Source organism: Bartonella sp. CL266QHHD (assembly GCF_042195355.1).
Classification (GTDB): Bacteria; Pseudomonadota; Alphaproteobacteria; order Rhizobiales; family Rhizobiaceae; genus Bartonella.
The window spans coordinates 173,975-191,246 of sequence record NZ_JBHIOD010000018.1 but is presented as its reverse complement, the minus strand read 5'-3'; the positions used below and the strand labels follow the sequence as shown (position 1 = coordinate 191,246).

The following is a 17,272-nucleotide window of genomic DNA, read 5'->3' as shown; positions in this document are numbered from 1 at the left end:
AACAACCGGTTATGCGCAATTTTATTACTTATTATTTATTGTGCTAGACTTGCTAACGCAACTTGAGAAAACCCCGATTTTTGAATATCCGCCAGCAGTTTTAATACCTGCTGATATTCAACAGTTTTAGCAACCCGCACAAAAACCCGTTGATCTTTTTGTGTAGCATCTGCTTCCAGAAGAGTTTTCAGGTGTGCAATCAGGGCCTGTGACGTTTCATAATAATCTTGATTAATGGCAAAGCGCCCTTGCGCGTCAAGTGAAACCGTAAGGGGTGTTTTTTGAGCTCGTACGGGACCCGCTTGACTACGAGGCAAATCTAGAGGAACACCGTTCACTAAAAGGGGAGCAGAGACCATAAAAATAATCAACAAGACCAGCATGACATCCACAAAAGGAGTGACATTGATCTCACTCATCAGTTGGCTTCGTGAATGATGCCGCCTACGTGTATTTTTGCGAGAAGAAGAAGCAACAGAAACGCCCATGGATAAGCTCCTTTTTATAAAGAGGAAGGTGCTGTGCGTGTTTCATCAATACGCCGCGATACAATTGTTGAAAATTCATCGGCAAAATTTTCTATTTGTGCAATGATGCGCGCACTTTCATGAGTCAACTTGTTATAAGCAATAACGGCTGGAATTGCTGCAAACAAACCAATAGCGGTTGCCAAAAGCGCTTCTGCAATCCCCGGCGCGACAATAGCAAGTGATGTATTTTGAGAAGCTGAAATAGAAAGAAAAGACTCCATAATACCAATAACTGTTCCAAAAAGTCCGATAAAGGGTCCAGCGGATCCCAGTGTCGCAAGAAAACTTAATTTTGATTCTATTTTTTCACTTTCACGTCCCAGCGTCAAATCCATAGCCTTATCAATTCTGCTCTGCAAACTTTTCGATGTATGGGTCCCTTTTTCAAGAGATTTTTTCCATTCAACCATTGCTGCTATAAAAACTGCGGATATACTATTGGTACGTTGACTTTTGCATGATGCATAAAGATCTTCTAGCGCTTTGCCGGACCAAAATGTACGTTCAAACTGCTTTATTTCACGCCGTATTCTCCGATACGTAAAAATTTTATCAAAAATAATTGCCCAACTCCAGATGGAAGCGAGCAGCAAGCCAATCATAACACCTTTCACGATCCAACTCGCTTGCATAAACAAATGCAACATTCCAATTGTTTCCGGATTTGTTAGTTCACCATGCGGCATAATTTTTGTCCCTCTAAATGAAAGGTGTATTTTTAAAAGTTTTATAAAACAGATTATTTTATAGTTTCTAAATTTAAGTAAAAACTCTAGTCTCACATAAATCCATGCGCTAAAACAAGACTTGTTTCTTAAATTTCCTTAAAAAGTGATGACGAGAGACATCCCTCAATGCAGGCCCCTCCTCATTTCACAACAGCATTTATGAAAAATATAACGATAAGAACTTCTCCATAAATACTATAAAAATAAAAGATATAAAAATGCATAATATAAAATCTATTATGCACCACCATCTTTACGCTTATGATAAAGAACGCTAAATCATCATACGCGTTTTAAGCTTAAAATGCTGCAATAAGTCTTAGCACTTGAAAAGATTCATAAGAAGCATTTTATTCCTTTCTTAAGTGTTTTTGTACCCACTCATCAACCCCGCTTGTGATATGTAAGAAAATGTTTTTAATTAATTCGCAGCAATAGAGCTTGAAAAGAAAAAATCTTACAAGTTTCAGAATTATCTAAAAATTGCAACGCAATGAATTATCATTATAAATAAATATGTTATCATCATGAAAAATTATGCTTTGCCTCAGGCTATTGTTTCTCTCATTCTTTAATAAGATCACACCATCGGGCAAAAAAAACGACACTAAACCACCCTACCACACCTCACAACAATGCGCCTCCCCCATGCACCCCTACAAGTCCTATATAATCTAGTGTAAGTCTCATGTAATCTCATTGTGTTGTGAATTTGCCTCTTTCAATGCCTATCATCTCTCTGGCACTATGGTATAATGTAAAAGCTTCTGTGATATGAAAAAAGCCTTTTCACGTCTTTACTTCATGAAAACCAGCTTCTTCGCTCTCTTTGCTCTCTTGCGATATTTGATCGTTATTGCATTGAGAATGATACATAAGGAACATTTTTACAATTTTTTCAATGATTTTTATTGCTCTCTTATGATGTGTAAGCAAATGATTTTAATTGTTTCAACATGAACAGATTTGAAATGCAAAGTATTTTACTCTCATTACTCTATTGGAATTTGTACCCGTGAGAAGTGATAATTTATCTTTCTAAGTCAATATATTATAGAATAATATGCTTTTGAAACTTTAAATCAAGAATGCATTTCTGCTTTATATACATTGATCTCTCACTCATTTACTACGCTTAGAAGCGCACATAAAGTGATGCATTATAGATAGAAATGGATGAAACACGCGCTCTTGTGATGCCAAATGACAATCCAGTAAAAAAACAAATCAAATTGCTTAAAAACACCCTTTGGGCGTTTTTAGACAATTTTCAACCTAATGGCTTATTATCACTTTATTGCAATATTGCGCTGGGTATGTGCATTTTTATAAAAACAAATCTTAATCCATTTTTTATTTATTTTTTTGTACTTTTCGCTGTTTTCCGATGCCAACAAACCTTTCTTCAAAAGAAAGAAAATATCTTGAGTTTATAGCAGAAAATGGATGAGGCGTGTTTAATTTTGTGGGATATCATCTTCAATTTATTGTAGTGTTGTAGCAGAGCTGTTTTCTTTTGCTGTATCGTGTAACCTTGTTGGAAAACATTTAGGCTATGATAAATGTATAGTTTTAGATTGTAGATTACTTTATATCTGCCGATCTCTCCTAAAGCTGCTGGTTCAATGAATAATACTTTTAACCAAGAATTTTTGCAAAAAGTTCTTTGGGTAAACGTCGCGGTTTTGCCTCCTCATTAATCAGAGCAATTTCAACTTTGGCTGTTACCAACGTGGTCATCTCATGCAAAATAGATTGCTCCATAAAAAAGCGTGCCCCTTGGATATGAGTAACACGTGTTTTAACGACTAAAAGATTATCAATTTTAGCTGGTCTTGAAAAATTAATTTCCATATGACGAACAACAAAAAACAGTTTTTCTCCCTCAACCCCTGCTGCTAACATCTTATTATTAAAACCGGCATCTCGTAAAAACTCTGAACGTCCTCGTTCAAAAAACTCAAGATAACGCGCATGATAAACCACACCGGAAAAATCTGTATCAGCAACATAAACGCGGACCTGAAAATTATGAAAAGCGTTTGTATGATTGCTCTTAAAAGGTGTTATTTCTGTCATCGACTTCATGCCCCATAAAATCATCTAATATAGCTAATATAGCAAATTGTTTATCAATCAAAAGATTGAACACATTTTTGTGTTGAAGTTGTGGAAAGCAAAAGCAAAAAACCCTCAATAGTGCCAAACTTTTTCGACCAGAATATGTTAAAGGAAGCACGTCTCTTGTATTTTATGACCTTGCTATAAAATGTTCAAATAGTTTCTTTTAATGAAGAAATGCCTTAGTCATCTTCCCCATCCCATAAAGACGTCTGAAGTAATGAATTGTCTTGAGCATCAGAAAGTTGAGAACGCCTTTGTATAGACGTTGTAGAGGCTGGAGCAGAAAGCCCTAAATGGCTCCAAGCCTTTTCAGTTAGAATGCGTCCACGAGCAGTTCTTTGAATAAAACCTTGTTGGAGCAAATACGGTTCAACAATATCTTCAATGGCATCGCGTGGTTCTGATAAAGCAGCAGCAATCGTTTCAATCCCCACCGGTCCCCCTAAAAAAGTTTCCGCAATCAGAAGCAAGTAGCGACGGTCAAGCGGATCAAGACCAAGATGATCGACCTCAAGGCGCGAAAGCGCTTCATCGGCGATTTTTTGGTCAATTTGTTTTGCTTGTTTAACCAAAGCAAAATCACAAACGCGCCGTAAAAGCCGTCCGGCAATACGAGGGGTCCCCCGTGCTCGGCGTGCAATTTCATGGGCACCATCATCACTAATCTTGACGGCAAAAAGCCGCGCATTACGCTGCACAATATATTCCAATTCTTCTATCGTATAAAAATTGAGACGAATTGGGATGCCAAAACGGTCTCTCAGCGGTGTGGTCAAAAGCCCCAAACGTGTGGTTGCCGCTACCAAAGTAAATTTAGCCAGATCAATTTTCACCGAGCGTGCGGCCGGCCCCTCCCCAATGATCAAATCAAGTTGATAATCTTCCATGGCTGGATAAAGAATTTCCTCAATCGCCGGATTTAAGCGATGAATTTCATCAATAAACAAGACATCACGTTCTTCAAGATTGGTCAAGAGAGCGGCTAAATCTCCTGCTTTAGCGATGACCGGCCCTGAAGTAGAGCGAAAATTAACGCCTAATTCTTTTGCCATAATCTGTGAAAGCGTTGTTTTTCCCAACCCCGGTGGTCCTACAAACAAAACGTGATCCAGCGCTTCTTGCCGCGTTTTTGCTGCTTCAATAAATATTTTTAAATTAGCCCGTGCCGCTTCTTGACCAATAAAGTCATCGAGAACTTGTGGTCTTAAGGAACGATCTGGATCGTTAGGAAGGGAGGCGGAACCCAGAAGGCGTTTATCTTCATCTTTATGCATTGTTACCTTGATTTTAAGTAGGAGAAGAAAGCAATTTGAGACTATGGCGGATCAGCAGGGCAGAAGAAACAGTTTCCCCCTCAAGAGCGTTCATCGCAAGAGCAAGAGCACGGGATGCATGCTCCCGTTCAAACCCTAGCTTCATCAACGCGGAAAGCGCATCATGCGCAGGTTGATTGGTCATCTCACGCTGAGAAACCGAAACAGTCTTGAGCGCTTGTTCAAAGGGGAGTGTTTTACTTTTCAACTCACCCACAATTCTTTCACTGACTTTTTTACCAACGCCCGGCGCTCGACTAATCATCGCAACATCGTTTAAAGCAATAGCCTGTGCAAGTTCATCTGGCGATAAAGTACCCAAGATTGCCAAAGCAACCTTTGCCCCTACTCCAGGAACATTTTGTAGAAGACAAAACCACTCCTGTTCAGCTCTTGTAGCAAAACCAAAAAGGCGGATTGCGTCTTCCCGAACATGCGTTTCAATAAAAAGGCTTAACGCCTCCCCAACAGAGGGTAAAGAAGGACGCAGCCGATTTGACACAAAAACAACATAACCCACACCGTGAACATCAAGAAGGATATGATCATCAAAGACATGTTCAAGAGTGCCCTTTAATTTGCCAATCATGTTGCCACCCCACTCATATCGCCATCCTTGCCTGATAAGATCGGTCAATACTCTTACGGTGCATACTATGACAAAGAGCAAGAGCAAGAGCATCAGCCGCATCACTGCTATCAAATTCAGCCCGTGGGAGGAGAACTTTGACCATCATATGGATTTGTTCTTTAGCCCCATGTCCAACACCAATAACCGATTTTTTCACTTTGTTGGGCGCATATTCAAAAACAGGAAGATTTGCTTGCGCAGGAACCAGCAGTGCAATTGCACGTGCTTGCCCAAGTTTTAAAGTTGCTGTAGCATCTTTATTGACAAACACATGTTCTACAGCGGCTTCATGGGGCATAAATTGATGCACAACCTCTGAAAGACCTTTGTGGATCTGACATAGTCTGGAAGCCAGCTCACACTTTACATCAGAAGAAACCGTCCCTGCTGCAATAAACTGAAGACGATTACCCGCAACATCGATAACGCCCCACCCTGTACGCCGTAATCCGGGATCAATGCCTATAATACGAATCGTCTCTGCCATAAACTACAGTCTATACACTTTTCCCCCCTGTGAATAAAGATGTGAATAAAGACAAGACCACAAAGAAAACAGCAACCCAAGACAAAACCAGTAAAAAGATAATCATCCCCCCAAATTTATACAATTATAACACGCAACGAACAGCATCTTTATGAAACATACTTTATGAAGCATAACTGAAATCAATCAAAACCATTCACACATCACAAGCAAGCACCTTATCAAGCACCCTCTAAAGCATAAAAATTCCCTTTCTATATCATTTCCAATGCCATAACGGTTAAACATCGCAAGCGAGAAAATAGATCAGTGCTGGATTGCACATTCATAAGTATAAAGAGGCTATGAAACAGATGCTACACACTTTGCGAAAACTTTTTACATTATAGCATGGCGCTACCATAACAAGACAACACGTTGATTTATAAAGATAATTAATTATTTTGTATGTTGCATAAGAATCCCGAATATCCTAAGATTTTCTCATTACAAATCTGTTTATATTGAAGCAATCAAAACCATTCTCTTACATATGAAACGTGGGATTGCCGTATAGAGTGAAACTGTACAAGAAAGGACTAAAAATAATGCCTCTAATGAATTGTCTCAAGTTCCAAAGGCTGCCGCAACATTGGGGAGTGGTAAAGATGATGATAGTGCCGGCTTTTTCCTTTGCAAGCGTAAAAATGAGAGAGGCTCAACGGATATGAATAAGAACTGAGAGATATTTTTGAATATACTCATCACACCACAATGACATTGCGTAGAGAGGGACATTTCATAGAGAGGAACATGCATAGGGGCACAAGGAACCCATGGGACATTCATTATATGGCACTATATGGCATTTTATTTTGGATATTTTATTTTACGCGAAGGAAAATACCTTCCATTCAAAACAAAAGAAGCCCAAAAACTGTAACAATGTGTATCATCCTCATTAACACACACTTTACAGCAGCTTTATAGGCATAAATTATAGAGCATAAATAAATTGATGTACAAGCCCCTACTCTATCTTAGAGCCAGATCATTATCATAACCAAAACAAAATCACACGATAGATCAACAGAAAGTGTTCCAGCTGCAATCAACCAAAGCCGATTTCCCACAAAACCAACCATACTCCATCCCATGCCATATTCGAAATCAATACTTATACACCCCCTCTAAGCTATAAGCTCAAGATATTTCCTACGCTCAAATAGAAATTAGGCAGAAAAAAGCACTCTAGATTAGTTTTAGTTGTGAAATTTCGGTTGTAAAAAAAAATGGGTATACTGCTCTAAATATCGCAAGAAAGAAGCAAGGAGCTATTATTCTCAGCACGCCCACAAGTCGTTTCAGTAATTCGATTTGTTTTCCTACTGGATTATCATCGTTCAAGATAAAGCCGCCGCTTATTGACCAAAGTGCTTAAACTACAGCAGCATCTCTAAATGAAAAAAATGCACGCTTCTAAACGCAATGAATGAGAAACAAATTGGCGAAAAACTTCTGGCAATTCATGCCAATGAGGGGTTTCAAGTTCCAATGCTCAGTGTATGAAGTGACACTTTTACAATTTCTTTTTTATTTGTTCTGATGACATTTCTCCTTCGCACAAAGCAAGGGAGTACCTCTAAGAACGCCCAAAGGCTGTTTTGAGCAATTCGATTTGTTTTCCCACTGGATTATCATCTTCTAGAGCACAGGAGGCCGCAGTTTCCCACCCAGCACGCATATAGGTTATCCGCGCTTCTAAACGCAATGAATGAGAAACAAATTGGCGAAAAATTTCTGGCAATTCATGCCAATGCGGGGTTTCAAGTTCCAATGTCGGTGTATGAAGTGACACTTTTACAATTTCTTTTTTTATTTGTTCTGATGACATTTCCCCTTCACGCTCTGCGCGAAGAAGAAGGAGTTGAGAAGCGATTTGCATAAGTCGTGTACTTAAATACATAGCCTCTTTTGCATAGATTGCAGAAACCTCTGCCGAAAGAGAGCGTGCTACTAATTTCCCTTCTGAGTCAATATACGCTGCGGTTTTTTCAATCAGCGCCATTGTTTCTTCATAGAGACGATTAAAAGCATTTTCAAAAGCATTATGCTCAATCATGATAATAGGTTCATCATATGGACGTTTATGTACACTCACGCTTTTATACTCCAAGTATCAGCACAAAATTATACCACTCAACGAACAGAGTATTAAAAAGTTTCTTTTGTTGCTGTATAGAACGCTTTTTTTAAAACTGCTACCTCTTTTAATTTTTTTGCGCAACGCACTTTTTATACTAAGGTTAACGTGCCCAACAAACACTATAGGAATGTTTTTTATAAACGGATCATTTTCCTTGAAAATGACCACTGCCAAGATTGCCGTTTTTCACAATAATAAGCGACTCCAAATTGCAAAGCAATACCCGTTATTATTAAGAGGGTATCGGAAAAAAACGTTTCTGTCATCACTGTTTTTATAATTTGTCCAAACATCGCAAAAATGGTTCCCGTTACAAAGGCCGGTAAACTATGTTTTCCTAAAATTGCTAAAGGATGTTTCTGAGAGACATAAAACCATTTATTGATGCACGGCAAAGAAAGAATGAGAAAGGCTAATGCAAGAACATGGAGTAAACGTGGCAAGCTTAAAAAGGTTTTATTAAAGTTCAACAATGGGGAAGACCAGCCAAGCCACCCCAAAATGCCCCACCAGTTTAAGCGAACCCATAACAGCGCCAACAAGAGATACGCTGCCGCACAAACAATCCAAAAAGACTGAAAAGCGATTTTTTTTCCTTGTTTAAGCGCTAAAGTACTGGTCAATCCTATGACAAATAAGAATTGCCAAGACAAAGGATTTAAAAACCACTTTCCCTTTAAAGGATAAGAAGGAGGAGCAATTTTATAAAATCCGCAGATAAGATACAGTGTAAAGGAGCCCAAAAGCAGCCATTTTGTCTGCTTACAACTCAAATAAAGGATAAAAGGCGCAAAAAACATCAAAACGATATAAAGAGGAAGAATATTATTATATCCCAATTGATGCCCAAAGCTTAAGGTACTCAAAAATGCGATACCAGGCTCTTTAAAAAAGAGTCCCACATTGTTCATCGATAAAAGTTTTTCTGTTTTCCATAATAAAAAGGCAGCAAAAAAAAGACTTAACGTGACAAAAGTAGTAAAAAGATATGCACCATAGAGCTGCAGAGCTCTGTACCAAAGTTTTCGGATAATAAAAGCAAAGGATTTTTGCTGTAACCGTCCATGAAAGCTTAACCCAAGAGCAATCCCTGAAAGCAAAACAAACACTTCTGCACAATCAGAAAAACCGAAATTTCTATAAGTAAAAGACTCATAGATCGTTCTGGGAATATGGTTGATGAAAATCGTCAATAAGGCTAAAGAACGAAAAACATCAATACGTGTATCACGGCGAAAAGGTTGAGTATTATGCTCAAGAATACCTTGGTATTTCATCAGTGGACTCCCACACGTCACACCCCCCTTGAAGTCCCATAAAAATGGTGCTTACCCTTATTGCCAACAAGCATGAACAGGATGAAATTTTAATTTTTAAGTGTCAAGTTTCATTTTAAGCGTTTATTTTTTAAAAGGCAAAAGTTTTTTAAAGGCAAAAGAACGAAAAACGTCCATACGTGTATCACAACAAAAAGGCAACATATTATGCTTTAAAACACTTTCATTTCTCATAAGCAGGCTCCCACACACCCACAAATCCTTTAAATTACGTGAAAATGGTGGGCACTTTTATCACAAATAAGCATAATAGAATGAAACTTTAATTTTTAAGCATTATTTTTTCTAAGAAACAGGGATTTGACATGACACAACAAAAAAATAAACCAATTGATCCACCTCTTTTCCCTCAGTTGATTTTAACACTTGATGTTCGGCGCAACACCCCACACACATTTTTGCAGCAAATTTTGCAAACAAAGTCTTTTGCATGCGTCATCCTCCATGATTCTGAAAGGTTGAAAGATGATGGCTCTTTTTTACAACAACAAGCGCAAACTTACGCAGAAGATATTCAACATCATGACGCAGCCCTTCTCATCGCTGATGACAGCCGCATTGCTGGGCGCATAAAGGCTGATGGATTGCACATAGAAGATGATCTTAACGCTCTTGAAAGCTTCAAAAATCAGCAAAAGGAACAAAAAATCATAGGCTTTGGCAATCTACGCAATCGCCATAGTGCTATGCTTGCAGCGGAAACAGGTGTTGATTACCTGTTCTTTGGAAAACTCGGGGCTGATAAAAAACCCCAAGCGCACCCCCGCAATCTCCAGTTAGCAACATGGTGGGCAGAAATTATGCAAACCCCCGCCATTATCCAAGCAGGAAGCGATTTTTCAACCTTTGATGAAGTCTTAAAGACTGGATGTGAATTCATTGCTGTAGAAGAAGTCATTTTGGGGAACGACACCCCCTTAATACTGCTTAAAACAATGCAAGAAAAATGTGAGAACACCCCCTTGTAATATAGGAGGAGAATTTATAAATAAAGCGTTAACTTTCGTGTTTCTTATATAGAGCACATAACGGCATATACAAATAGGAGAAAAATTCGTTTCGTTCATTCACAATTCAATCAGATCGCTTCATCACGCAGTAAAATTTCCCATCATTTAGTCAAGTTTTCCCACGTTTCAATCAATTGAATGGAAGGTGACCGTCTCTTTTTGTGCATTGTATAAGAAAATGAAATCATAAAGCTATTTAAATTCAAATAGTTATAAAAATAAATCAACATTTTATATTAATAACCAGCGATATTGAAAGAATATAAACAGTGAAATATAGCGGCACCTTCGAAGACCTTAAAGATATAGTTAAAACAGCTGGATATAAAATCATAGAAACTAAGTCTCTATCACTTAATTCTTCTAAAGGATATCAGATCAAAACCTCCGAAGGAGGCGTTATTAATTGGTATGAAAGCACAGGAACAATCAACGTTCAAGGCAAAGAAAACATAAAACAAAAGTTAATAGAAGATTTAGCAAAGCATCTAGAAGAAACATCAACGATTCCTTCCTCAAAAACTGCCCCCAATCCCTCAAATAAAAAAATCTTTATCGTTCATGGCCATGACCATATTGCTCTAGAGCAACTTGAACTTATTCTTCGCAGGCTTGATCTCGAACCATACATCTTAAAAAATACTGGTGGTAATGGTTTAACCCTCATTGAAATTTTGGAAAAAGAAGCTTGTAACGATTCTATAGGATTTGGTATTGTGCTATTTACTCCCGATGATATAGGCTATGCTAGATCTGACAAGGAAAAAAAAGAACAATTTCGTGCACGACAAAACGTTATTTTTGAAATGGGCATGTTAACCGCTGCACTTTCTCGCAAAAATGTCGCTATTCTAAAAAAACAAGACCTTGAACTCCCTTCAGATTTTGGTGGGCTTAAATACATTCCTTTTAAAGAACACGTAAAAGAAACACTTCCGGATCTTATTGATCGACTATGTGAAGCCGGCTACAATTTAGATGCAAAAAAATTTGCTACAGCATCACGTTAAATTTGAATAATGCTTATGTTTATTTTTTTTAAGCGCACGCCCAAAACCACATGCCACCCCACCACATTCCACAGACACACATCCTATAGCACAGAGAAACGATCACCCCCCCTTCTTCAAACAGCAAGCGATTGTGCAAATTTTAATGAAGAGACCGCGCGTGAATTCATTACCGTGGAAGAAATCATTTTAGTCTCTTTGATAAACGCGGGGCTGATGTCATGATTTTGGTAATTGTTCCAGAAAGGTTTAAGAGGCAGTCTCTCATTAGATTAAAGAAAAATAGGAAATTCACGTCGGGCATGTACTACAGCTACAATTTCGATTTTATGTGCAGCTACTCGATACAATATAAGGTAATTTGGATGCGCTACAATTTCTCGTAATCCTAATACCTTCTCACTCTGTCTGTATAAATATGGATGTTCAGCCAATGGCAGTACGGATGCTTCCAAAAACCTTTTCATTCGGCGCGCCAGCAGATGGATCTTCGCGAGCAATATAGGTAACATCTGACGCAAATCGTCACGCGCCGAAGACAACCAAACAACCGGAAGCATCACTTGTCCTGTTCAGCTTCAAGCTGACTGATTATAACTTCCATTTCAGCCATAACCTCATCATGCGGAATAGGAGGATATGGATTTGCAAGACTGCTCGCTACCTTATCGCGCAGCCATGCAGTGTAGCTGCTTTCCTGTTCAACGGTTTCGAACTCTGAAATTAGCGGAGAAAGGGTGGGCTTCATAATATATGTCCTTTCTATTCCTGAATATTGGAGATAATTACTCTTGTCTATGTTGTCAATATTAGCGAATTGAAAATGTTTAACTTTTAAGCGTCCAAAGTTCTTTTGATCTTAAAACTTAAGGCTTTTTAACCCTCTCAAAAAACACGAAGGCTAATGTCATGATTTTGACAATCATTCCAGAGAGATTTAAGAAGCGGATAGCCTCTCATAAAAAACAAATTTTGTAAGTAAAAAACTATTTTTATTGTAAATTTCCTGAAATTACTTTATGAATTAAAAGATGTTTTGGTCGCATACGCAACGACCAAAAGGGGCCTTGAAAACCCTAAGTTCTAGCGTAAAGATGAACCCACTTTGTGGGTATCCCGGAATTCCGGGAGTTTTTGCTATGTCCAGGTGCTTTAAGCACTAAAAGCAAAAAGGCTGACTAGAACTCAGTATTTTCAAGCTCCCGGAATACTCATGCGAGGGCGCTCGCGACCGGCGGGGGCTTTAAAATGCGAACCAAAGATCTTGATAATGATATTTTCATTGGCAAAAAAATTCGTTTGAGACGAAAAATGCTAAAAATGTCTCAAACAACTTTAGGGCACGCTTTAGGCGTAAGCTTCCAACAAATTCAAAAATATGAAAAAGGCTTAAATCGTGTCAGCGCAGGGCGATTAAAGAAAATTTCCGATATCTTGAATGTTCCACTTTCCTTTTTTTATGCCGATATCTTAACAAAACAGCAGTCACCATACCACCATGATGAAATCGCATCAAGCACAGAGGAATACCTGCTGCTCAAAAGATTTAGAGTTCTAACAACGGTAAAAAAGAAAGCCTTTTTACAGCTGATCTCTGATGAGAATGCAAGCTAACATAACGCGATAGTGTGTGCTATTCAAAGTCCCCTTTGTGAACACTTTATTGCTTGAATGCAAAACATGCCAACTCCCTGTTTTAAGAAACGACACGTTAAGAGACACTATTTTAATTTTTATTGTAAATTTCCTAAAATTACTTTATGAATTAAAAGATGTTTTGGTCGCATACGCAACGACCAAGAGGGTCTTGAAAGCCCGAAAATCTAAACATGAATTTACCCCACTTTGTGGGTATCCCGGAATTCCGGGAGTTTTTGCTATGTCCAGGTGCTTTAAGCACTAAAAGCAAAAAAAGCTGATTAGATTTCAGTACTTTCAAGCTCCCGGAATACTCATGCGAGGGCGCTCGCAACCGGCGGGGAAAAATGCAATCTCAAAATCTTAATATTGATCTTTTTATTGGCAAAAAAATTCGTTTGAGACGAAAAATGCTAAAAATGTCTCAAACAACTTTAGGACACGCTTTAGGTGTCACTTTCCAACAAATTCAAAAATATGAAAAAGGCTTAAATCGTGTCAGCGCAGGGCGTTTAATGGAAATTTCTGATATTTTGAATGTTCCCATTGCCTTTTTTTATGCCGATATCATTACAAAACAACAGCCCCCATATCATCATGATGAAATCGCATCAAGCACAGAGGAATACCTGCTGCTCAAAAGATTTAGAATTCTAACAACGGTAAAAAAGAAAGCCTTTTTACAGCTGATCTCTGATGAGAATGCAAGCTAACATCACACGGATAGCGTGCGCTATTCATAAGCATTCATACGTATTTTAAAAAGCAACCTCCATTGTAAGCATTTTTTCATTTTAGGGGGATAAGCCATTGATATAATAGAAGATAAGCATCTTTACATACGATAACCCCTCATCATTATTATTTTTAACAGGACTGTATTATTTTTAACAGAACTGTTTTAAACAGTCTGTCTCTCGTCGACATTTATGCTACTTTTTTAACTTACCCAACCCTACCTTGAACCAAGACGAAAAACTGAGAGATAAAAAGTAATATAGAAATGAGATTCTTATACGGCTTGTAATGATGAAAAAAAAATGTGAAAATTCTGATCGGTAATGAGGAGAAAACACCATGATCAAGAGAAGCGTGAAGCTGCTTATCTTAGGCGTGATTGGGCTTGCAAGTTCTGCTGTAATTTCAGCGGGAAACACTGAAGAAATCTCAAATTCTGAAAGCTCTTTCAATACGATTCAAGAAGCTTCAAACACTCAAGAACCCTTTCAGCCCTTAAAAGCTGGAGACTATGACCAAGCCTATGACTATTACATCCAAGGTTATTATTTAAAAGCTTTTCGTGAAGCACTCCGACGTGCTGAAAAAAATGATCCTTTTGCACAAACTCTTCTTGCCCGAATTTATATGGAAGGATGTGCTGTTCCTATTGACGGTGCGCGTGCTGCTTTATGGTTTGAACGCGCTGCAAAACAGGGGGAACCCCAAGCACAACTACGCTATGGACTTATGTTGTTTGATGGTAACTTTATAAAACAAAATCAAGGACTTGGTGCGCAATTCATTCAAAAAGCTGTCAAAGCAGGCGTCAAGGAAGCCTATTTTTATTATGGACAACTGCTTCTTTATAAAGCCTCACAGGAAAAACAAGCTCTCCCTGGTGTTTCTTCCCAAAGTCGTGAAAATGAAGCAATAGAGCAAGCCTTAAAATGGTACTTAAAAGGTGCTGCTCTTGGCGATGCTGAAGCGGCTTTTTCTGCTGCAAAAATTCTTTCCTTAGGCACGTTAAAGCGACCAAAAGATGATTACAATGCCCGCAAGCTCATGGAGGTAGCGGCTCAAAACAACCACTTAAAAGCTCAACTTCATTTAGCACAATGGCTTGTACAGGGGCGTGGAGGAGAAACAGATTTTCAGCGTGCTTTTCATTTACTTCAAAGAAATGCTATCAACATGGTAGCACCAGCACAGATTTCCCTTGCAAGGCTTTATCGAGATGGCACAGGAACAAAAGGCGATATAATAATGGCAGCGGCATGGTATATGCTCGCAAAGGAGGCAAAAATGCAAGCTCCTGATCTTGAAATAATGCTCCAAGGCATGGATAAGGCACAACTAGAAAAAGCGCACAAAGAAGCAATAAAGCTCCTTCCTGTTTTTTAAAATACTCCTCTCTGCATCAAAAAGATAAAATTTATAGAAATTCCGGGAGATTTTGCTCTGTCCAGGTGCTTTAAGCACTAAAAGCAAAAAGGCTGATTCGGATTCAGTATTTTCAAGCTCCCAGAATACCAACGCGAGGACGCTCGCACTCGGAGGGGGCTTTAAAATGCGAGCCAAAAATCTTGATAACGACATTTTCATTGGTAAAGAAAACGCACTGGTATCATTTGCTTAAGCAAACAATACCCAATAAGCAAAAGAGCTAGGCTATCCTGAAAATTCCGAAAGCTCTATTTTTTCATTCTTTTTTCTTGGACGAAAAACACGCCGCCTCTCAGTAAAAAGCTATTTTTTATTGTAAATTTCCTAAAATTACTTTATGAATTAAAAGATGTTTTGGTCGCATACGCAACGACCAATAGGGCCTTGAAAACCCGAAAACTCAAACATGAATTGACCCCACTTTGTGGGTATCCCGGAATTCCGGGAGTTTTTGCTATGTCCAGGTGCTCTCAGCACTAAAAGCAAAAAGGCTGATTTGAGTTCAGTATTTTCAAGCTCCCGGAATACCAACGCGAGGGCGCTCGCAACCGGCGGGGACTTTAAAATGCGAGCCAGAAATCTTGATAACGACATTTTCATTGGCAAAAAAATTCGTTTGAGACGAAAAATGCTAAAAATGTCTCAAAAAACATTAGGTCAACATTTAGGTGTTACTTTCCAACAAATCCAGAAATATGAAAACGGCTTAAATCGTGTCAGCGCAGGGCGTTTAAAAGAAATTGCCGATATCTTAAATGTTCCACTTGTTTTTTTCTATGCGGACACCTCAGCAAAACAACAGCCCCCATACCTTCATGATGAAATCGCATCAAGTACAGAAGAATACCTGCTGCTCAAAAGATTTAGAGTTCTAACCTCGATAAAACAAAGAGCCATTTTACAATTACTCTCTGATCAAAATGAAAGCTTTTAACATCATAATATAGGGCGCTACACTCTCTATTCTTGACTTGCCTCCCACCCCTCAAAGGACAGAAGCCCCTTCCCTATCCAGTTGGGAAACAATCCGTCTTCTCAGAACAGAACTCTTTTAGCTTCCCATTTTATGTGGTTCATTTCACAAGATTATCCGGACAAGCTCCCTCAAATATTCACCACACACTCTCATAAAAACATCACATGTGCAAAATTTGATACCTTATAGCACCACACCTCAAACGATAGTATTTTACAGCAAACAGGATAAGCATTCATACGTATTTAAAAAAAGACATCCCTCAAAAAGCAATGCTTGAAAATTTTTTTGATCAATCTGGAATAACACTTAACACATCATTTTATAATGGTGATAGAGGACATGATCTTAACATGCAAACGCAAAAAATTGCTTTTTTATCATAATCACTAAAAGCAGCTGTTTATTAAAATATACGCCACCAGAAGCACTTCAAGCAACCTTTACAGCTGAAACCATTATTCATTGATTAATTAACCGATTGATTAGATACCGATATGTTGTTAATGTGCTATAAGTAAAGTTGCTCTTATTTCTGGAAGAGGAGCTTTGCAAAAAAGAGCAACAATAAGTAAGGGGAATTAAAGATGTTAAAATATTTATTGCTGTCACCGGTTGTGTTGGTGGCAGGTTGCGCATCTGTAGGCAATTATTCATCAAATTATGTTGATCAAAGTCTTACAAAGCGTCAGGCACAATTAGTCGCTAACAAATTTATTAGCGATATCAAGAGATCTCTACCACCAGCTACAACCACACTTCTTATAAAGAAAAATAATACAGCAGACAGCTTTACTCCTTTATTTATCAATCTGTTGCGACGGAATGGATATAATGTGATCTATACAGATCAACCTCAAAAGCAGCAAAACATGGGTGTGAATTTGAGTTATAGAATACAATTAAATAGTAGAGTTATAGTGTCTCTTCTTCAGTATAATGTGAACGGAGAACCACGTGCTCATATAAGTACTCAGCCCAAATGAACCCGCTATTTAATGTAAACATTCTCTATATTTTACACGTAAAGACTTAAAAGCTCTTGCGAAAGGCAAAGAAATTTTCACCTCAATAAAAAACCTCATTTTTAGCCAGAGTGGATAAATTTTATTATAGATTGTGACAATACAAAATAGTGTA

General features: G+C 38.3%; 17 protein-coding genes and 1 pseudogene. 7 read left to right on the top strand and 11 right to left on the bottom strand.

The genetic code is table 11. From position 1 onward, the window contains the following. Nucleotides 1–35 precede the first annotated feature (35 nt). The 9 genes and pseudogenes from tolR to ACFIK7_RS02035 form a co-directional block, all read right to left on the bottom strand. The gene (gene tolR, locus ACFIK7_RS02070) at nucleotides 36–488 is read right to left on the bottom strand and encodes a protein TolR (RefSeq protein WP_375643262.1); all 453 of its coding nucleotides are present in this window, start codon (nucleotides 486–488) and stop codon (nucleotides 36–38) included. Between the two features lie 14 nt (nucleotides 489–502). Then, nucleotides 503–1,216, bottom strand: a complete 714-nt coding sequence (tolQ, locus tag ACFIK7_RS02065) for a protein TolQ (protein WP_273790464.1) — start codon at nucleotides 1,214–1,216, stop codon at nucleotides 503–505. A gap of 1,680 nt (nucleotides 1,217–2,896) precedes the next feature. Continuing rightward, nucleotides 2,897–3,337 (bottom strand): tol-pal system-associated acyl-CoA thioesterase, encoded by a 441-nt coding sequence (gene ybgC, locus ACFIK7_RS02060; RefSeq protein ID WP_273790465.1) that lies wholly within the window; start codon nucleotides 3,335–3,337, stop codon nucleotides 2,897–2,899. Between the two features lie 224 nt (nucleotides 3,338–3,561). Further along, the gene (gene ruvB / locus ACFIK7_RS02055) at nucleotides 3,562–4,656 is read right to left on the bottom strand and encodes a Holliday junction branch migration DNA helicase RuvB (protein ID WP_273790466.1); all 1,095 of its coding nucleotides are present in this window, start codon (nucleotides 4,654–4,656) and stop codon (nucleotides 3,562–3,564) included. A gap of 13 nt (nucleotides 4,657–4,669) precedes the next feature. Beyond that, entirely contained in the window at nucleotides 4,670–5,284 is a 615-nt protein-coding gene (ruvA, locus tag ACFIK7_RS02050; RefSeq protein WP_375659896.1) for a Holliday junction branch migration protein RuvA, read from the bottom strand. A 13-nt stretch (nucleotides 5,285–5,297) separates the two neighbouring features. After that, a complete protein-coding gene (gene ruvC, locus ACFIK7_RS02045) occupies nucleotides 5,298–5,813 on the bottom strand; it encodes a crossover junction endodeoxyribonuclease RuvC (RefSeq protein WP_375659897.1) in 516 nt (171 codons plus the stop codon). A gap of 1,329 nt (nucleotides 5,814–7,142) precedes the next feature. Further along, nucleotides 7,143–7,413, bottom strand: a pseudogene (locus ACFIK7_RS09820) (DUF1465 family protein); the annotation flags it as partial. A gap of 21 nt (nucleotides 7,414–7,434) precedes the next feature. Beyond that, nucleotides 7,435–7,953, bottom strand: a complete 519-nt coding sequence (locus ACFIK7_RS02040) for a DUF1465 family protein (RefSeq protein ID WP_375649927.1) — start codon at nucleotides 7,951–7,953, stop codon at nucleotides 7,435–7,437. Nucleotides 7,954–8,132: 179 nt separating this feature from the next. Further along, nucleotides 8,133–9,275, bottom strand: a complete 1,143-nt coding sequence (locus ACFIK7_RS02035; RefSeq protein WP_375662832.1) for an OpgC family protein — start codon at nucleotides 9,273–9,275, stop codon at nucleotides 8,133–8,135. Nucleotides 9,276–9,640: 365 nt separating this feature from the next. On the opposite strand from ACFIK7_RS02035, the gene ACFIK7_RS02030 reads away from it, so the two are divergent. Continuing rightward, nucleotides 9,641–10,303 carry a thiamine phosphate synthase gene (locus ACFIK7_RS02030; RefSeq protein WP_375662831.1) on the top strand — a complete coding sequence of 221 codons (663 nt, stop codon included), beginning with the start codon at nucleotides 9,641–9,643 and terminating at the stop codon, nucleotides 10,301–10,303. A 311-nt stretch (nucleotides 10,304–10,614) separates the two neighbouring features. Then, on the top strand, nucleotides 10,615–11,355 hold the full coding sequence (locus ACFIK7_RS02025; RefSeq protein ID WP_375662830.1) for a TIR domain-containing protein: 741 nt from the start codon (nucleotides 10,615–10,617) through the stop codon (nucleotides 11,353–11,355). 272 nt (nucleotides 11,356–11,627) lie between these two features. On the opposite strand, the gene ACFIK7_RS02020 is transcribed toward ACFIK7_RS02025, so the two are convergent. Together ACFIK7_RS02020 and ACFIK7_RS02015 are read right to left on the bottom strand one after the other, a co-directional pair. After that, on the bottom strand, nucleotides 11,628–11,915 hold the full coding sequence (locus ACFIK7_RS02020) for a type II toxin-antitoxin system RelE/ParE family toxin (protein WP_375662829.1): 288 nt from the start codon (nucleotides 11,913–11,915) through the stop codon (nucleotides 11,628–11,630). Then, nucleotides 11,915–12,103, bottom strand: coding sequence for an antitoxin (locus ACFIK7_RS02015; protein WP_375613201.1), 189 nt, complete (start codon nucleotides 12,101–12,103; stop codon nucleotides 11,915–11,917). The genes ACFIK7_RS02020 and ACFIK7_RS02015 overlap by 1 nt, the downstream gene beginning before the upstream one ends. Before the next feature lie 500 nt (nucleotides 12,104–12,603). Between ACFIK7_RS02015 and ACFIK7_RS02010 the strand changes: the two genes are divergently transcribed. The 5 genes from ACFIK7_RS02010 (at nucleotide 12,604) to ACFIK7_RS01990 (ending at nucleotide 17,118) form a co-directional block, all read left to right on the top strand. Then, a complete protein-coding gene (locus tag ACFIK7_RS02010; RefSeq protein ID WP_375662828.1) occupies nucleotides 12,604–12,969 on the top strand; it encodes a helix-turn-helix domain-containing protein in 366 nt (121 codons plus the stop codon). Nucleotides 12,970–13,340: 371 nt separating this feature from the next. Then, the gene (locus tag ACFIK7_RS02005; protein WP_375662827.1) at nucleotides 13,341–13,706 is read left to right on the top strand and encodes a helix-turn-helix domain-containing protein; all 366 of its coding nucleotides are present in this window, start codon (nucleotides 13,341–13,343) and stop codon (nucleotides 13,704–13,706) included. 364 nt (nucleotides 13,707–14,070) lie between these two features. Beyond that, nucleotides 14,071–15,114, top strand: coding sequence for a tetratricopeptide repeat protein (locus tag ACFIK7_RS02000; protein WP_375662826.1), 1,044 nt, complete (start codon nucleotides 14,071–14,073; stop codon nucleotides 15,112–15,114). A gap of 607 nt (nucleotides 15,115–15,721) precedes the next feature. Beyond that, complete coding sequence (locus tag ACFIK7_RS01995; protein WP_375637573.1) at nucleotides 15,722–16,090, top strand: helix-turn-helix domain-containing protein; 369 nt, start codon at nucleotides 15,722–15,724, stop codon at nucleotides 16,088–16,090. A gap of 629 nt (nucleotides 16,091–16,719) precedes the next feature. After that, entirely contained in the window at nucleotides 16,720–17,118 is a 399-nt protein-coding gene (locus ACFIK7_RS01990) for a hypothetical protein (RefSeq protein WP_375630925.1), read from the top strand. Nucleotides 17,119–17,272: the final 154 nt, after the last annotated feature.